This window comes from Rhodococcus sp. DMU1, assembly GCF_012272955.1.
GTDB lineage: Bacteria > Actinomycetota > Actinomycetes > Mycobacteriales > Mycobacteriaceae > Rhodococcus > Rhodococcus aetherivorans.
The window spans coordinates 1,882,749-1,898,853 of the sequence record NZ_CP050952.1 but is presented as its reverse complement, the minus strand read 5'-3'; the positions used below and the strand labels follow the sequence as shown (position 1 = coordinate 1,898,853).

The following is a 16,105-nucleotide window of genomic DNA, read 5'->3' as shown; positions in this document are numbered from 1 at the left end:
TACCGCCGATCACTATTCCTCGCCCATGGGCGGCAGGGCCTTGACGAACGGCGGGTCGTAATCGACCTTGCCGAGCTTCGCGGCGCCACCCGGGGATCCGAGATCGTCGAAGAAGTCGACGTTGGCCTTGACGTACGCGCTCCACTCGTCCGGCACGTCGTCCTCGTAGAAGATCGCCTCGACGGGGCACACCGGCTCGCAGGCACCGCAGTCCACGCACTCGTCCGGATGGATGTACAGCATGCGACCGCCCTCGTAGATGCAGTCGACCGGGCATTCCTCGATGCACGCCTTGTCCAACACGTCCACGCACGGTTCCGCAATCGTGTACGTCACTGGTGTTCTCCCTGCCTCTCTGGTCGCCCGCCCACCTGCACGGTCACGCCGAATCGGGGCGCGCTCCGCGTCCGTCGACGTCCAGTATCCCCCGCCGCGGGGACACCCCTCCGAGTTAGGGTGCCCTGACTAGACGGGCCCCGGCTGGGCGCCCAGCCACTGCTGCCCGTCCGCGGCGGCCCGGGACAGGGCGGACCGCTCGCCGACGTATCCGGCCAGTGCCCCCACCAGCGGCAGCACGCCGAGCGCGCGCCACGCGCCCGACGGCTGCGGACGCCGCGCGAATTCCGCGTTCACCGCGCGGACCAGGTCGATCGTCGACCGCACCGGACGCCGCACCCACGACAGCGGTGTCCCGGTTTCGTCCGTGCCGAGGAGGTCGCGGCGGCACAGCACGGCCGCGAGCATCCGCACCTGGCGGTCGCGGTCGTGGATTCCGCGTTCCCGGGCGACGGCGAGCAGCACGATCGCCTGGTTCACGAAGCCGAGCGCGTCCTGCAGCGGCAGCATCCGGCCCACCACCCCGAGCATGCCGGAGAACGCGACGGGCAGCGTCGAGACCGAGCCGAGCCCGCCGACCCACCAGTTCACCCGCTCCTGTTCCGACGCGGCCGCCCACGCCGCCGTGCCCGGCACGCGACCGGCGTCGAGCACGGCCGCGGCCGCGTCGAGCACCTGCTCGACCGGGGTCCGCTCCCGCACCGTGGGCACGAACGTGCGGGCCTTGAGACCGAACGGGTCGAGGTACGCCAGGTCGAACAGCGGCCCGACGCCCGCGGCGGTCGCATCCAGGGCCGCCGCGACGACCCCGTCGCCCAGCCTGGGGCTCACCGGCCGGCCCCGCTGAGGGCGCCCCCGTCGACAGCGAGCGGCGCGTAGGCGGTGCTCCGCTGACGGGCCGGGCGACCGATGCCCTCGGCGATCGCCACGAGTTCTGCCACGGTCTTCTCCGAGCCGTGCTGGGAACCCGCCATCCGGGAGATCGTCTCCTCCATCAGGGTGCCGCCGAGGTCGTTGGCGCCGCCCTGCAGCATCGCCTGCGTGCCGGCGACACCCAGCTTGACCCAGCTGGTCTGGATGTTGTCGATCCGGCCGTGCAGCATGATCCGCGCCAGCGCGTGCGCGGCGCGGTTGTCGCGCAACGTCGGACCGGGCCGCGACGCGCCGGCCAGGTACAGCGGCGACGACTGGTGCACGAACGGCAGCAGCACGAACTCCGTGAAGCCGCCGGTGCGGTCCTGGATCCCACGCAGCACGTTCAGGTGCCCCACCCAGTGGTGCGGCTGGTCGACGTGGCCGTACATCATCGTCGAGCTGGACCGCAGCCCCACCTCGTGTGCGGTGGTGACCACCTCGATCCACTCCGCGGTGGGCAGCTTGCCCTTGGTGAGCACCCAGCGGACCTCGTCGTCGAGGATCTCCGCGGCGGTGCCGGGGATCGTGTCGAGGCCGGCCTCACGCAGCTCGGTCAGCCAGTCGCGGACGGACACGCCGCTGCGGGAGACGCCGTTGGCGATCTCCATCGGGGAGAAGGCGTGCACGTGCATCGACGGCACCCGCTCCTTGACCGCGCGGACCAGGTCGGCGTAGCCGGTGACGGGCAGTTCCGGGTCGATGCCGCCCTGCATGCACACCTCGGTGGCACCGGCGACGTGCGCCTCCCACGCCCGGTCCGCGACCTCCGCGGTGGACAGGGTGAACGCGTCGGCGTCGCCCTTGCGCTGCGCGAACGCGCAGAACCGGCAGCCGGTGTAGCAGATGTTGGTGAAGTTGATGTTCCGGTTGATCACGTACGTGACGTCGTCGCCGACCGTGTCCCGGCGCAGCTGGTCGGCCAGGGCGACGACCGCCTCGAGGCCGGGCCCGTCGGCGTGCGCGAGGGCGACGTACTGGGCGTCGGTACAGCCGGCGGGGTCCTTCTCCGCGGCGCGCAGCGCCGAGAGCACGTCCCCGTCCAACCGCACCGGGGCATTCGCGCCGAGTGCGAGGACCTGCTCGCGCACGGTGTCCCAGTCGCCGAACGCGCTGCCGAGGTCGGAGCGGTACTCGGTGTTGCGCCCGGTCACGTCGATCTCGGAGTTCAGATCCACGCGGCCGCTGGACTCCCAATCGAGGTCGGGCTCCTGCCACGGCTGCCCCTGCGGGGTCACGTCCCGGGCCAGACCGGTCGCCGGGTCCGCCAGCGCGCGCACGTGGGCGGCGATCCGCGGGTCGATCCACGGCTGCCCGGCCAGCACGTACTGCGGCTGGGCCGCGATCCGCTCGGTGAGGGTGAACCCGGCGTCGGCGCTGATCCGTGCGAGCGCGTCCAGGTTCGGCCACGGCCGTTCCGGGTTGACGTGGTCCGGGGTCAGCGGTGAGACCCCGCCCCAGTCGTCGACGCCCGCGGCGAGCAGCGCGCGGCACTCGTCGGCGGCGACGAGGTTCGGCGGCGCCTGGATGCGCATGGACGGGCCGAGCACGAGCCGGGCCACGGCGATCGCGGCCCGGAACTCGTCGAGTCCGGCGTCGTCCACGTCGCGCATCGCGGTGTCGTCCTTCGCCCGGAAGTTCTGCACGATCACTTCCTGGATATGTCCGAACGCCTTGTGCTGCTTGCGGATTGCCGCGATGGATTCGGCGCGCTCGGTGAGCGTCTCGCCGATGCCGACGAGGATGCCGGTCGTGAACGGCACCGACAGCCGGCCCGCGTCGGTGAGCACCCGCAGCCGCACCGCCGGGTCCTTGTCGGGGCTGCCGTAGTGGCACTCCCCCTGCTCGGTGAACAACCGGGTCGACGTGGTCTCGAGCATCATGCCCATCGACGGGGCCACCGGCTTGAGACGGGACATCTCGGCCCAGCTCATCACCCCGGGGTTCAGGTGCGGCAGCAGCCCGGTCTCCTCGAGAACCCGGATCGCCATCGCGCGCACGTAGTCGAGGGTCGAGTCGTAGCCCCGCTCGTCGAGCCACTGCCGCGCCTCCGGCCAGCGCTCCTCGGGCCGGTCACCGAGCGTGAAAAGCGCTTCCTTGCAACCCAGTTCGGCTCCACGCCGGGCGATGTCCAGGATCTCGTCGGGCTCGAGATACATCCCCTGCCCGGCGGCGCGCAGCTTGCCCGGCACGGTCACGAACGTGCAGTAGTGGCAGCGGTCCCGGCACAGCCGGGTGATGGGGACGAACACCTTGCGGGAATAGGTGACCGTGCCCGGCCGGCCCGCCGCGAGCAGACCGGCGTCGCGCACCCGGGCGGCCGAGGCACACAGGTCCTCGAGATCCGATCCCCGGGCGGCGAGCAGGATCGCGGCCTCGTCGACGTTGAGCGTCGCCCCGTCCCGCGCGCGCCGCAACGCCCGCCGCATGCCCGACGGGGAAACCCGCACAGGATCCGCCGCGGACGACGCGGGCCCGGCCGCGCCGGCGCGGACCGAGGGCAGGGGCAACATCGCGGGCGTGGCACCGTCGTGGGTCGAATCGGTCATTCGCCGATCATGCGCCACCCGCCGTACCCATGCCACCTCGGGGGCACGTCCCCGGCGAACTCACTCGCGGGGATAGTCCTCGTCTCCCGGGACGACCCGGCTCTGCTCGAGAACGTCCGCGGGCTCCACCTCGAGCGGCACCGAGGTCACCTCGTCGTCGGCCGGTTCGTCCTCGGCCGGCATCTCCTGCTCGATCCGATCGGCCTCGGGCAGTTCCGTGTATTCGGTGGTCTCCGATGATTCGGTCACGGCGGTCCTCCTCCTCGTGTCGACTCCGAACCCGGTCGCGGCATTGCCGGGTTTGCTCGCCCGATCAGCTTAGCCTGGAACCGACTGGACACCACCGACGAGGAGAACCGCGTGAACCGGGACGACCCCCCGCCGCCCCCGGCAGCCGGCAGGGCCGCCCCGCCGCCGGTGACGATGGCCGATCCGGCGTGGCGCCCCAGCCCGAGGGCGCGGCTGCTGTGGGCGGTGAGCGCCGCGCTGCTGTGGGTGCCGGTCGTGGCCGCGCAGGTGGTGTGGGCGATAGTCGACTCCGGCCGGCACCCGGGTTGGCACGTCGCCGCCGGCGTCGCCACCGCGGTTCTCGCCGTCGCGCACGTGGCCGTGATGCCGCTGTGGCGGTACCGGGTGCACCGCTGGGAGATCACCGACACCGCCGTGTACACGCGCTCGGGGTGGCTCACCCAGGAACGCCGGATCGCGCCGATCTCCCGGATCCAGACGGTCGACACGGAGCGCGGCCCGATCGAACGATGGCTCGGCCTCGCCACCGTCACCGTCACCACCGCCTCGTCCGCGGGCGCCGTGGAGATCACCGCTCTCGACGTCGGGGTCGCCGACGCCACCGCCGCCCGGCTCACCGCGATCGCCGGCAGCAGCCAGGCCGATGCCACGTGAGCGACGTACCCGTGCCGCCGGAGCGGGAGGACGCCCCCGCCCTCGCCGCCGAGGCCGAGCAGCCGTGGTTGCGGCTGGATCCGCGGATGCTGCTGATCCACCCCGTCGAGGAGGTACTGCGGCTGCTGCCGGTGCTGGTGGCGTCGGTGCTGCTCGGCAGCAGCAGCGGCAATCACGGCTGGGGCCTGGCGGTGGCCGCGCTGCTGGTGGTGATCGGCATGCTGCGCTGGTTCACCACGACCTACCGGATCGGACCGGTGCACGTGGAGCTGCGCCGGGGCCTGCTGCAGCGCCAGCTGCTGTCGGTGCCGCGCAGCCGCATCCGGTCCGTGGACGTCGAACAGCGCCTGCTGCACCGGCTGCTCGGGCTGGCGGTGGTGCGGATCGGGACCGGCCAGCGGACCGGCGCCGGACGCGACCGCAACCGGTTCGAGCTGAACGGCCTGGCGGTCGGTGCCGTGCCGGCGCTGCGCGCCGTCCTGCTCAGCACGCACCCAGGGGCGCCGGACGAGGCGGCCGGGGCGGCCGCCCCGGCCGAAACCGCGATCGCCCGGTTCCAGCCGGGCTGGGTGCGCTACGCCCCGTTCTCGACCACGGGGCTGGTCACCGTCGCGGCGGTGGTGGGACTGGCCTTCCAGTACGGGATCGCCGAGCGGCTCGGCGAGTCGGCCACCGTCGAGCGCGGGCTGTCGTCGATCGAGGCCGCCGGCCCGTTCGTCGCCGCCGTGCTCGGCCTGCTCGTCCTGGGCGTGGTGGCGAGCCTGGCGGCGTGCGTGCGGTACGTGCTGCTGTACGCGGACCTGTCGGTCACCGACGACGGGCGGATGCTGCGGGTCGGGCACGGCCTGCTGCGGCACCGGCACACCACCCTGGACCGGCGCCGCCTGCGCGGCGTGAGCCTTCGCGAGCCGCTTGCGCTGCGCCTGGCCGGCGGGGCCCGCCTGGACGCGGTGATGACCGGCGTCGCCGCCGAGCACGGCGAGTCGTCGCTGCTGCTGCCGCCCGCGCCCTCCGCCGAGGCGCGACGGGTCGCGGCAGCGGTACTGCGCGACACGCGGCAGCTCGACGCCCCGCTGCGGCCGCACGGGCCGGCGGCGCGGCGGCGACGGTTCACCCGGGCGCTGAGTCCCGTGGCGCTGGCCGTCGCCGCCGGTGCGACGGCGGTCGCGGTCACCGGCCGCACGGTCCCGGTGGCGGCATGGGGTCCGGCGGTCGCGGCCGTCACGGTGGCGGCGGTGGGGCTGGCGTGGGATCGCTACCGCAGCCTGGGGCATGCCGTGCTGGGGGCGGGGCCGCAGGACGCGACGGCGTGGCTGATCACCCGCGGCGGGTCGCTGGATCGGCGCCGCGTCTCGCTCGAGGCGGACGGCATCATCGGCTGGACGGTGCGGCAGACGTTCTTCCAGCGCCGCGCCGGGGTGGCGACGGTCGTCGCCGCGACCCCGGCCGGTACGGGCCGCTACGCGGTGGTGGACCTCCCCGCGGAGCAGGCGTGGGCGCTGGTCGAGGCGGTCACTCCCGGGGCCGGCGACGGATGGGTGCGCCGATGAACCCGATCGATCGGCCCCCGGACCTGGCCGCGCTCGACGCGCGCCTGATCGAGTGCCGGGCTTGCCCGCGCCTGGTCGCGTGGCGGGAGCAGGTGGGCCGCGAGAAGCGTGCCGCATACCGCGACGAGGAGTACTGGGCGCGTCCCGTGCCCGGGTTCGGACCGGCGGATGCGTCCCTGCTGATCGTGGGCCTGGCCCCGGCCGCGCACGGCGGCAACCGGACCGGCCGGATGTTCACCGGCGACCGCTCGGGCGACTTCCTGTACGCCGCGCTGCACGCGGCGGGCCTGGCGTCGCAGCCCACCGCGACGCACCGCGGCGACGGCCTCGAACTGTTCGGCACCCGCGTCACGTCGCCGGTGCACTGCGCGCCGCCGGCCAACCGGCCGACGCCGCAGGAGCGGGACACGTGCCGCACCTGGCTCGACGCGGAGCTGCAGCTGCTGGCGCCGACGTTGCGCTCGGTCGTGGTGCTCGGCGGCTTCGGATGGCAGGCGCTGCTCCCGGTACTCGACGACGCCGGCTGGGCCGTGCCGCGTCCCCGCCCCGGATTCGGGCACGGCACGGCGGTGGAACTGCGGCCGCGCGGCGACGCTGCGGACCGCAGGCCGCTACACGTGTTCGGTTGCTATCACGTGAGCCAGCAGAACACGTTCACCGGCCGGCTCACCCCGGCCATGCTCACCGCCGTGCTCACGGACGCGGCGCGGGCTGCCGGACTGCGCTCGTGAGCGCGGCCATGCGGGCGACGAACAGGTGCAACCCGGCGGGGGCGAGCGCACCGACCGGCAGCAGCAGGGTCCGCCAGTCGGCGACGAGGAGCTGATCGCCGCCGGGACCGCCGGCCAGGCACACCACGAAGCCGACGATCCACGCCAGCAGCGGCCACGCCGCGCGCGAGGCGGACCCGGTCTCGGCACGCATCGCCATCACCAGGAGCATGTTCGCCGCGCCGGCCAGCACGATCGTGATCGGGAACGGCACCGTGCCGATGTACAGGCCGAGGAAGAACACGGACAGCAGCGCGCAGAGGAAGCCGTCGAAGGTCAGCAGCGCGACGATGCCCGGCCGCGGCTTCGGCGCCGGCGGGGCGGGAGCTTCGGTGGCTGTGGTGGCGGGATCGACCGTCATCGTTCGATAGTGCGCCACCGGCGCGGGTGGGTGGTCACCGGGTCCCGGCCGATCACGGCACCGGCGGGTAGCCCATGAGCGTCAGCACGTGGCTGGCCTGGTCCGCGAATCCGTAGAGCGCCTGGTAGTAGGCGGCGTTGATCTGGTCCGCGTAGGGACGCAGCGAATCGACGAATGCGACGATCTGGTTCTGGACGGACCAGTTGTACATCAGGACCCTCTCGTGTGACCACGATCACCTGTCCGGTGCTCGTGGTCACACTAACTCAGCCCGGCGAAGAGGTCACGCTCCCGGCCGGAGCCGTCGACGTCGCCGCGGTCGCCCCGGACGAGCACGTAGTGCTCCTGCTCCAGCACGGGCTGCGCGACGAGGTTGGACAGGGCGAACTGTGCTCCGCCGGGCGCGACGACGACCTGGGTCGCGTGCGCCGCCAGGGCCGCCCGCTTGGCGTCGAGCACGCCGGCGACGTCGACCACGGTGGTGACCTGTTCGTCGGGCACGCACGGCAGGTCGTCGGGGCCGGGACGCTGCCACCCGTCGGGCAGGCCGGTCATCTCCGCGATGCCGCGGCGCAGGGCGCTCGCCTCGGTGACGGTCCAGTACAGCTTCGCCGGATCCCACGGTGCGCCGGCGTGCGGGTAGGCGCCGGTCCCCGCGGCCTCGACCGCTGCGGTCACGACGTGATGCACCTGGATGTGGTCGGGGTGGCCGTAACCGCCCACGGGGTCGTAGGTGACCACCACGTGCGGGCGCAGTTCCCGGATCACCGCGACGAGTGCGGCCACCGCCTCGTCGCGGTCGGCGTTCACCCAGGCCCGCGGGTTCGCGGCCGACGGGGTGCCGGCCATCCCGGAGTCGCGCCAATGCCCGGCGCCGCCGAGGAAGCGGGGCGCGGGCACGCCGAGGGCGGCCAGCGCCCGGCCGAGCTCGTGGATGCGATAGCCACCGAGCTGATCGGCCCGGTCGGCGGTGAGCTGCGCCCATTCGTCGCCGACGACCTCGCCCTCCTCCCCGAGGGTGCACGTCACGACGGTGACCTCGGCGCCCTCGGCGGCGTAGCGGGCGATGGTGCCGCCCGTGGTGATGGATTCGTCGTCGGGATGGGCGTGCACCAGCAGCAGGCGTTTCGGCGCGGGGGCGTTCCGATCGGTCACGGTGTGGTCCTCCACCAGTTCTGCGCGTCGGACAGGGAACCGGCAGGGATCGAGCCGGCCAGCGTCACGCCCTCGACGCCGGGTCCCGCGGCGATCACGGTGCGGTCCTGCACGATCGGCAGGGTGACGGCGAGGTCCCACAGCTTCGGCTGCGCCCCGGCCAGGACGGCGGGCACGTCGCCGGCGCCGCGCAGGGCCCCGGCGAGTTCCGGGTCGAGGGTGGGGTCGCACACCCCGGACACGTTGCTCGGTGCGGCGAGTTGCGCCTCGGCGGCCTCGATCTCGTCGTCGGGAACCGGCCCGGCGTCACCGTCGGGAACCGGCCCGGCGTCACCGTCCGGAACGGACTCGGCGTCACCGTCCGGAACGGACTCGGCGTCACCGCCGGGGGCGGGCTCCGGCGTCGGGGTGGGTGCGGGAGCCGGCTCGACGGAGCCGGGGCCCTGCTCGGGAAGCACTGGGGGGCAACCGAATCGGGACAGCGCAGCGGTGGCGGGGTCGCCTCCGGCGCGCGTCCAGCCGACCACCGCATGCACGGTCCCCTCGACGAGGGCGTCGCCGTAGAGCTCGTCCGGCGGCAACGTCGTCACGGTGGCGGCGACACCGGCCCCACGCAGCTGGTCCGCGGCGGTGCGGGCGACGGCGTCGGCCACCGGCGAGTTCTCCGGCACGCCCAGCACGAGGGTGAGCGGCACGCCGCCCTGGGCGAGCAGACCCGTGGTCGCGGTCTCGGGCGCCGGGGTGCCGGTTGCGTCGATCGTCGCCGGGCCGGCCGGTACATACCCGGCCCCGGCGAGGAGCGCGAGGGACTCCTCGCGGCCGGGCCGCGGCGGCATCGTCGGCGAATAGCCGGGATCGGACGGGGCGAGCACCTGCGCGCGGGCCGCGACGACGGCCGATTCCGTGCCGGCCGCGACGGTGGCCAGCAGGTCCGGGTCGAGAAGCCCGAGGACGGCCCGGCGCACGCGCGGATCGGCGAACTCGGTCGTGCGGCCGTTGAGGGTCAGCTCGAGGACGCGGGGCTGCAGCTGGGTGCCGGTGCGCACCTGCGGGATCGCGCCGAGCTGGGCGAGCAGCGCGGATCCCCCACCGTGCATCTGCGCGACCTGCGCGTCGCCGGTGCGAATGGACTCGGCGAGCTGCGCGTCGGTTCCGCCGCGGCGCAACAGGATCCGGTCGGGCCGGGCCGGCGTGCCCCAGAAGCGATCGTTGCGTTCGAGCAGGATCTCGCCGCGGCCGCGGTCGACGGACTTGACATGGAACTGCCCGCCGGACACCGGGATCGATTCGGCGAGGCTCGTGGTGAAACCGCCCGGAGTGTCCTTGACGAGGTGAGCCGGCAGCAGGTGGGTGAACAGTTCCCGCCACGCCGGGTAGGGCTCGCGCAGCGTGACGGTGACGGTCTTGCCGCCGCCGGAGGATCCGACGTCCTCGATGAGGCGGTATCCGGCGGGATCGACCACACCGGGCTGGGTGATCATCTGCTGCCACAGGTACCGGAAGTCCTCGGCGGCGATGGGCGCGCTGTCGGACCACTGCGCCTCGTCGCGCACCTGATAGGTGATGGTGAACGGGGCCTGCGAGGTGACCTCGGCCGATGCGAGGACGGACTCGTCGAGCACCCACGCGGAGGCGCCGGGCCGCGCGGGGTCGGGCACGGGCCGGAACGCGCTCGGCAGCACCATCCCGGCGACGGTGTTGCCGACGGGCGACTGGTCGGCGAGCAGGTGCGGGTTGAGCCCGGCGCCCACGTCGTCGACGGCCACCACGACGGTGTTGAGCTGGGGAACCGGGGTGGGGGTCCGGGTGGGCTCGGTCTGCTCGATCGGCGGCGGCGGATCGGCGGTGCACGCCGTCAACCCCAGCACCGCGGCGACCGCGGTGATCCCGGCGATCCTGCGCATCCGGCCTCCCTTCCCTCCGGGATGCGGCGGTGGGGGGGGGGGGGGGGGGGGGGCCCCCGGGACCACCACTGCCGCGACTACTTGTTGCGAGCCTTCTCCCGCGAGCGGGCGCGGGCCCGGTCGGTGGCCGACAGGTGCACCTTGCGGACGCGGAGGATCTCCGGGGTGACCTCGACGCACTCGTCGGACGCGCAGAACTCCATGGCCTCCTCGAGGCTCAGGGTGATCGGCTTCGCGAGGGTCTCCATCACGTCGGCCGTGGAGGAGCGCATGTTGGTGAGCTTCTTCTCGCGGGTGACGTTGATGTCGAGGTCCTCGGCGCGCGGGTTGATGCCCACGACATGGCCCTCGTAGGTGTCGCTGCCCGGCTCCACGAAGAAGGTGCCGCGGTCGCCGAGCTGGATCATGGCGAACGGCGTGACCGAGCCCGAGCGGTCGGAGACCAGCGAGCCGGTGTGCCGTGCGCGGATCTCCCCGGCCCACGGGGCGTAGCCGTGGAAAACGGCGTTGGCGATGCCCGTGCCACGGGTCTCGGTGAGGAAGTCGGTGCGGAACCCGATGAGGCCGCGCGACGGGACGATGAACTCCATGCGCACCCATCCGGCGGCGTGGTTGGACATCTGCACCATCTTGCCCTTGCGGGCCGCGAGCAGCTGGGTGATCGCGCCGAGGTGTTCCTCGGGGCTGTCGATGGTGAGTTCCTCGTAGGGCTCGTGCACCTTGCCGTCGACCTGCCGGGTGACCACCTGCGGCTTGCCGACGGTCAGCTCGAAGCCCTCGCGGCGCATCTGCTCGACGAGGATGGCCAGCGCCAGCTCGCCGCGGCCCTGCACCTCCCAGGCGTCGGGGCGGCCGATGTCGAGCACGCGCAGCGACACGTTGCCGACCAGCTCCGAGTCGAGACGGGACTTGACCATGCGCGCGGTCAGCTTGTGGCCCTGCACGCGGCCGACGAGCGGCGACGTGTTGGTGCCGATGACCACCGAGATGGCCGGCTCGTCGACCGTGATGCGCGGCAGGGCGACCGGGTTGTCCACGTCGGCAAGGGTGTCGCCGATCATGATGTCCGGGATACCGGCGACGGCGACGATGTCGCCGGCGACGGCGACGTCACCGGGCCGGCGCTCGACACCGATGGTCTGGAGCAGCTCGGTGATCTTCACGTTCTTCACGCCGTCGGCGTGCATCCACGCGACGGTCTGGCCCTTGCGCAGCTCGCCGTTGTGGATGCGCAGCAGCGCCAGGCGGCCGAGGAACTCGGAGGCGTCGAGGTTCGTGACGTGGGCCTGCAGCGGTGCGGCCGGATCACCCTTGGGGGCGGGGATGTACTTCATGAGGACGTCGAACAGCGCGTCGAGGTTCTCGGCGGAGGGCGCCTGTCCGTTCTCGGGCTGTTCCGTCGACGCCTTGCCCTCGCGCCCGGAGGCGTACAGGACCGGCAGGTCCAGCAGCTGCTCGGCGGCCTCGGAGGCCTCGTCGTCGAGGTCGGAGGCAAGGTCGAGCAGCAGGTCGTGGGTCTCCTCGACGACCTCGGCGATGCGGGCGTCGGGGCGGTCGGTCTTGTTGACCACCAGCAGCACCGGCAGCGACGCGGAGAGCGCCTTGCGCAGCACGAAGCGGGTCTGCGGCAGCGGGCCCTCGGACGCGTCGACGAGCAGGACGACGCCGTCGACCATGGACAGGCCGCGCTCGACCTCGCCACCGAAGTCGGCGTGACCGGGGGTGTCGATCACGTTGATGACGGTGACGGTGCCGTCGCCGTTGTACCGGTGCACGGCGGTGTTCTTCGCGAGAATGGTGATGCCCTTCTCGCGCTCGAGGTCACCGGAGTCCATGACCCGGTCGACGAGTTCCGCGCGCTCGGCGAAGGCGCCCGACTGGCGCAGCATGGCGTCGACGAGGGTGGTCTTTCCGTGGTCGACGTGCGCGACGATGGCGACGTTGCGGAAACTGGCGGTGCTCACGCGATGGCTCTCCTGGCTGTTGTCCGGCCACACGGCACTGGACCCAGACGGCACCTCGCCCGTACGGCGTTCTTGCGGTGGCCGCGTCGCGAATGCGAGTCACCCGTTCGCGGCCGCGAACGGCCCGCACAGGCACTGCGGCCTCCAATACAGTACAGGCCGGACGTGGTACCTCGCGCCCGCCGACGGCTGATTCACCAGTTCGCGGGCCGGAGCGTGACGTTCGCCACGTCCCGGCGCACTGTTCGGCGAACCCGCCGGCGGCTGCGGGCCGCCGAAACCGGCTCGCCGGGCGCCTCCGCCTTTATTAGGGCATGCTAACCTTCCAATTGATGTGACCAGGGGCCCAGTGCTGTGGTCCGGGACCCACCGACGAAAGGCCGGCGACACGGATGGGCAAGGTGAAGGCGAGCAGGGTCGCGCAGCTCGAGCCCAAGAAGAAGTGCTGCCGCAAGAAGACCCGCTGTGTGCGCTGCCCCGTGGTGATCATGCGGATGAAGAGGCTCGAGCACGAGGGCCTCGGCGGGAAGGAACTCGCGAAGCGCCTGAAGAAGGCCCGCGCCGCCTGACCGCCCGCCCCGTCAGCGCCCGAGGTGCGCGCGCAGCTCCGGCAGCCACAGCCGGTCGTTCGGCACCAGGTCGATCTGCTCCAGCTCGTCGGCGTCCACCCAGCACAGTGCCGCGTGTTCGAGCGGCCGCGGTTCCCCGGAGAGCAGCTCCACCCGGTAGGCACGCAGCACCCGGCCGCCGTCCAGCGGCACCCCGACCCCGACCCGCTGCGCACCGGCGACCTCCACGCCCAGTTCCTCGCGCAGCTCCCGGCGCAGCGCCGCCTCGGCGGACTCCCCCGGCTCGGCCTTGCCGCCCGGCAGCTCCCACAGCCCCGCGAGCTCCGGCGGCCCGATGCGCTGGGCCAGCAACAGCCGGCCGTCGCGGAAGATCGCCCCGGCCACTACCTCGTCCGCCCGGCCCGTCGTTGCACTCATGTGCGGCATCGTCCCAGAATGGGGCATGGCCGAGTTGCTCTCCGACGCCGACATCGATGCCGCCCTCGCCCAGCTGCCCGAGTGGCGACGGGACGGGAACGCGATCGTGCGGACCGTCGAGTCCTCCTCGTTCCCCGCGGCCGTCGCGCTGGTGGACAGGGTGGCCGAGGCCGCCGAGGCGGCGAACCACCACCCCGACATCGACATCCGCTGGCGGAAGGTGACCTACTCGCTGTCCACCCATTCCGCCGGCGGGATCACCGGGTCGGACGTGGAGCTGGCCCGGAAGATCGACGCGCTGGCCCGCGGCTGACGGGCGGGGCCGCAGCCGGGCGCCCGGTGTAGACGATCCACGCGTACACCGCCAGCACCCCCACCACGTTGCACGCGCCCGCCCAGGCCAGCAGGGCGGGGCGGGAGATGTCCCACATCGAGTCCTGCGCCAGGCCGAGGAGCCACGGCACCCCGACGACGGTCAGCACCGCCCAGAACCCGGCGAGCACACGGGTGCCGAGGCGGCCGGCGAGCGGCCCGTAGACCAGCCACAGCAGCATCGGCAGCACCCACACCCAGTGGTGCATCCAGGAGATCGGCGACACCAGCAGCCCGAACAGTTCGACGACGACGATCGTGCCGAGCCGGTCGTCCGGGCCGAGGGCACGCCAGGCCGCGACGGCGAGCGCCGCCGAGGCCGCGACAGCCGCCAGCCACAGCGGCCCGGTGCCCACGTCGTGTCCCACGATGCGGCTCAGCGCTCCGCGCAGCGACTGGTTCCAGACCGACCCCACCGGCCCGATCCGGTCGGCGTCGCCGAACAACGTGGTGAAGTAGGTCCGCGCCTGGTCGCCGAGGAGCAGCCAGCTGACGGCGACGGTGGCGGCGAAGGTCGCCGCGGAGAAGAACGCCGCCGCCCAGCGGCGACGCGCCACGAAGTACATGCCGGCGATCGCCGGGGTCAGCTTGATGCCGGCGAGCAATCCGACCAGTCCGCCCGAGAGCCACCAGCGGTTGCTGCGGACCGCGACCATCACGCCGAAGGCCAGGAACACGTTGACCTGTCCGTAGTCGAGGGTCGTGCGGATGGGCTCCGTCCAGATGCCCACCGCCGTCCACACGAGCGCGACCGCCGTCCAGCGCGCGCCGTGCGCCGCGGAACCGAACAGCAACTCGAGGCAGATGCGCAGGAGGCCGAACAGGGCGGCCACGGTCAGCAGCTGCCACGCCACCCCGACCACCGGGAAGGGCAGATAGTGCAGCGGGAAGAAGACCAGTGCCGCGAACGGCGGGTAGGTGAAGGGCAGGGAGAACTCGGGAGTGTCCCGGGTGTAGGTGAAGTCGTACAGTTCGCCGCGCAGCAGCGCCGCGGAACCGTCGACGTACACGTGCAGATCCACGAGATTCATGCCGTTGGGCGTGAGGAAGTTCCACGCCAGCCGGGCCCCGACGGAGACGGCCAGCAGGGCCGCGCACCACCACAGTCGATGCGGGCGAACCGGATCGGACACTGCGGTGCGGCCTCCCGTCGTCACGTCACCCCGGGGGGAAAGGGCCGGGGACGGATGCAGACTATCCGTTCCGCGGCGGCGGGCCGAACACGATACTCACATCAGTAACAGTTTCATCTACTCTCACAAAAACCACATCAGTCACACGTAGTCTCGAGCGGACACCACTGATCGGAACACGTTATGGCTAGACTCCCGCCAGTACGGGCGCGGCTGTGAGACCGGCCACGGCTTGTACTGATCGGGGGGCCTACATAAAGTGTCTCCCCGAGCCGTCAGCGGCATCGGCGCCTCGCGCTCCGGAGCCGCTTCAACGACAAGGATGGGGAAAAGTGCTTCGAACCCGAGCAACGCGCAGGATGTTCACCGCCTGCGCCCTCGCCGCCGCCGCGGCGCTCACCGTGCCGTCGCAGGCGGTCGCGCAACCCGTCGTTCCGGGCATCCCCGACGTGCTCCAGCTGCCGGCCGAGTTCGCCGGCTACCAGGTGCCGGCGGATCTGTCGATCGAGTCGCTCATGGGCATGCTCAGCACCCAGGCAGCCGCCCCCGAAGAGGTCGAGGCCCTCGCCTCCCTCGCCCCCGCCATCGTCGGAGCGGCGGCCGGCCCGGCCGACGTCGCGGACGGCAAGAATCAGCTCCTCGACCAGGCGAAGGAACTGCTCGCGAACTCGCAGCTGCCGGACTCGGTCAAGGCCCTGCTCCAGCGCGTGATCACCTTCCTCGACGGCAGCGGCGGCGGCGGACCCGACATTCCGGAGCCGGGCGCCGTGGCGATCTCGCAGTTCCTGTACCCGAGCATCGGCAAGGACTGCATCCGCGACGGCGGCGACTCCATCGGCACCGCGCTCGCCGTGGCCGGCCCCGCGCCGCTCCCGCCGCCGGGCCCGAAGGCCGGCCAGGCCGGGTTCGTGTTCACCGCCCTGGGCACCGCCAAGTTCGCCGACCAGCAGGCGCAGCCGCTGACGGTGAGCTGGATCAACGTCTCCAACGGCCGCAGCGGCACCGCGACGTTGACCAACGAGGCCAGGATCAATCCCGACGGGCCGACGACGCTCAGCGCGATCGCCGACACCGGCTCCGGCAACGTGGCCGCCGTGATCTCCGGCGGCATCACCACGCAAGCCGCGGGCGCGGCCCCGCGTTCGTGCACCTTCCTGCCGACGATCGGGCTCGTCACGGTCGCCTGACCGATCATCCGCACCTTGGCCGA

The 16,105-nt window shown here is 72.7% G+C and carries 17 protein-coding genes; 6 read left to right on the top strand and 11 right to left on the bottom strand.

The window, feature by feature from the left end; all coding sequences use genetic code 11:
• Positions 1-12: 12 nt before the first annotated feature.
• From fdxA to HFP48_RS09010, 4 genes are all read right to left on the bottom strand, one after another.
• Entirely contained in the window at positions 13-336 is a 324-nt protein-coding gene (gene fdxA, locus HFP48_RS09025) for a ferredoxin (RefSeq protein WP_006933964.1), read from the bottom strand.
• A gap of 129 nt (positions 337-465) precedes the next feature.
• Positions 466-1,167, bottom strand: coding sequence for a hypothetical protein (locus HFP48_RS09020; protein ID WP_168579370.1), 702 nt, complete (start codon positions 1,165-1,167; stop codon positions 466-468).
• Positions 1,164-3,797 (bottom strand): bifunctional FO biosynthesis protein CofGH, encoded by a 2,634-nt coding sequence (locus HFP48_RS09015; protein ID WP_029542348.1) that lies wholly within the window; start codon positions 3,795-3,797, stop codon positions 1,164-1,166. Before HFP48_RS09015 ends, HFP48_RS09020 begins: the two co-directional genes overlap by 4 nt.
• 60 nt (positions 3,798-3,857) lie before the next feature.
• Entirely contained in the window at positions 3,858-4,046 is a 189-nt protein-coding gene (locus tag HFP48_RS09010; protein WP_006933961.1) for a hypothetical protein, read from the bottom strand.
• A 174-nt stretch (positions 4,047-4,220) separates the two neighbouring features.
• Between HFP48_RS09010 and HFP48_RS09005 the strand changes: the two genes are divergently transcribed.
• Genes HFP48_RS09005 through HFP48_RS08995 form a run of 3 tightly spaced genes read left to right on the top strand, consistent with a single transcriptional unit; the run spans position 4,221 to position 6,981 of the window.
• The gene (locus HFP48_RS09005) at positions 4,221-4,700 is read left to right on the top strand and encodes a PH domain-containing protein (RefSeq protein WP_044475775.1); all 480 of its coding nucleotides are present in this window, start codon (positions 4,221-4,223) and stop codon (positions 4,698-4,700) included.
• Positions 4,697-6,250, top strand: coding sequence for a PH domain-containing protein (locus HFP48_RS09000; protein ID WP_168579369.1), 1,554 nt, complete (start codon positions 4,697-4,699; stop codon positions 6,248-6,250). The genes HFP48_RS09005 and HFP48_RS09000 overlap by 4 nt, the downstream gene beginning before the upstream one ends.
• The gene (locus tag HFP48_RS08995) at positions 6,247-6,981 is read left to right on the top strand and encodes a uracil-DNA glycosylase (protein ID WP_155951748.1); all 735 of its coding nucleotides are present in this window, start codon (positions 6,247-6,249) and stop codon (positions 6,979-6,981) included. Before HFP48_RS09000 ends, HFP48_RS08995 begins: the two co-directional genes overlap by 4 nt.
• Here HFP48_RS08995 and HFP48_RS08990 read toward each other — a convergent pair.
• From HFP48_RS08990 to typA, 5 genes are all read right to left on the bottom strand, one after another.
• Positions 6,944-7,381, bottom strand: a complete 438-nt coding sequence (locus HFP48_RS08990) for a hypothetical protein (protein ID WP_006933953.1) — start codon at positions 7,379-7,381, stop codon at positions 6,944-6,946. The two genes, HFP48_RS08995 and HFP48_RS08990, sit on opposite strands and share 38 nt — an antisense overlap.
• A gap of 52 nt (positions 7,382-7,433) precedes the next feature.
• Complete coding sequence (locus HFP48_RS08985) at positions 7,434-7,592, bottom strand: hypothetical protein (protein WP_006933951.1); 159 nt, start codon at positions 7,590-7,592, stop codon at positions 7,434-7,436.
• Between the two features lie 50 nt (positions 7,593-7,642).
• Positions 7,643-8,536 (bottom strand): N-acetyl-1-D-myo-inositol-2-amino-2-deoxy-alpha-D-glucopyranoside deacetylase, encoded by an 894-nt coding sequence (gene mshB, locus HFP48_RS08980; protein WP_083662478.1) that lies wholly within the window; start codon positions 8,534-8,536, stop codon positions 7,643-7,645.
• Positions 8,533-10,440, bottom strand: coding sequence for an ABC transporter family substrate-binding protein (locus tag HFP48_RS08975; RefSeq protein ID WP_043799239.1), 1,908 nt, complete (start codon positions 10,438-10,440; stop codon positions 8,533-8,535). Before HFP48_RS08975 ends, mshB begins: the two co-directional genes overlap by 4 nt.
• A gap of 77 nt (positions 10,441-10,517) precedes the next feature.
• Entirely contained in the window at positions 10,518-12,404 is a 1,887-nt protein-coding gene (typA, locus tag HFP48_RS08970) for a translational GTPase TypA (RefSeq protein WP_006933946.1), read from the bottom strand.
• A 401-nt stretch (positions 12,405-12,805) separates the two neighbouring features.
• Here typA and HFP48_RS08965 point away from each other — a divergent pair, with 401 nt between their 5' ends.
• The gene (locus HFP48_RS08965) at positions 12,806-12,973 is read left to right on the top strand and encodes a hypothetical protein (RefSeq protein ID WP_006933942.1); all 168 of its coding nucleotides are present in this window, start codon (positions 12,806-12,808) and stop codon (positions 12,971-12,973) included.
• A 12-nt stretch (positions 12,974-12,985) separates the two neighbouring features.
• On the opposite strand, the gene HFP48_RS08960 is transcribed toward HFP48_RS08965, so the two are convergent.
• Entirely contained in the window at positions 12,986-13,390 is a 405-nt protein-coding gene (locus HFP48_RS08960) for a (deoxy)nucleoside triphosphate pyrophosphohydrolase (protein ID WP_029542337.1), read from the bottom strand.
• 25 nt (positions 13,391-13,415) lie between these two features.
• Between HFP48_RS08960 and HFP48_RS08955 the strand changes: the two genes are divergently transcribed.
• Positions 13,416-13,703: a 4a-hydroxytetrahydrobiopterin dehydratase gene (locus HFP48_RS08955; RefSeq protein WP_029542335.1), complete on the top strand. Its 288-nt coding sequence runs from the start codon at positions 13,416-13,418 to the stop codon at positions 13,701-13,703.
• Here HFP48_RS08955 and HFP48_RS08950 read toward each other — a convergent pair.
• Entirely contained in the window at positions 13,648-14,895 is a 1,248-nt protein-coding gene (locus HFP48_RS08950; RefSeq protein ID WP_037200676.1) for a mannosyltransferase, read from the bottom strand. The genes HFP48_RS08955 and HFP48_RS08950 overlap by 56 nt on opposite strands.
• Positions 14,896-15,254: 359 nt before the next feature.
• Between HFP48_RS08950 and HFP48_RS08945 the strand changes: the two genes are divergently transcribed.
• Positions 15,255-16,082 carry a hypothetical protein gene (locus HFP48_RS08945; protein WP_037200674.1) on the top strand — a complete coding sequence of 276 codons (828 nt, stop codon included), beginning with the start codon at positions 15,255-15,257 and terminating at the stop codon, positions 16,080-16,082.
• The last annotated feature ends 23 nt before the right edge of the window (positions 16,083-16,105 follow it).

Coding starts and splice junctions, on each gene's coding strand:
- HFP48_RS08985 (WP_006933951.1), bottom strand. CDS start 7,592: ATGTACAACTGGTCCGTCCAGAACCAGATCGTCGCATTCGTCGATTCG.
- HFP48_RS08990 (WP_006933953.1), bottom strand. CDS start 7,381: ATGACGGTCGATCCCGCCACCACAGCCACCGAAGCTCCCGCCCCGCCG.
- HFP48_RS09005 (WP_044475775.1), top strand. CDS start 4,221: ATGGCCGATCCGGCGTGGCGCCCCAGCCCGAGGGCGCGGCTGCTGTGG.
- HFP48_RS09015 (WP_029542348.1), bottom strand. CDS start 3,797: ATGACCGATTCGACCCACGACGGTGCCACGCCCGCGATGTTGCCCCTG.
- HFP48_RS08955 (WP_029542335.1), top strand. CDS start 13,416: ATGGCCGAGTTGCTCTCCGACGCCGACATCGATGCCGCCCTCGCCCAG.
- HFP48_RS08995 (WP_155951748.1), top strand. CDS start 6,247: ATGAACCCGATCGATCGGCCCCCGGACCTGGCCGCGCTCGACGCGCGC.
- HFP48_RS08975 (WP_043799239.1), bottom strand. CDS start 10,440: ATGCGCAGGATCGCCGGGATCACCGCGGTCGCCGCGGTGCTGGGGTTG.
- HFP48_RS08945 (WP_037200674.1), top strand. CDS start 15,255: ATGTTCACCGCCTGCGCCCTCGCCGCCGCCGCGGCGCTCACCGTGCCG.
- HFP48_RS08960 (WP_029542337.1), bottom strand. CDS start 13,390: ATGAGTGCAACGACGGGCCGGGCGGACGAGGTAGTGGCCGGGGCGATC.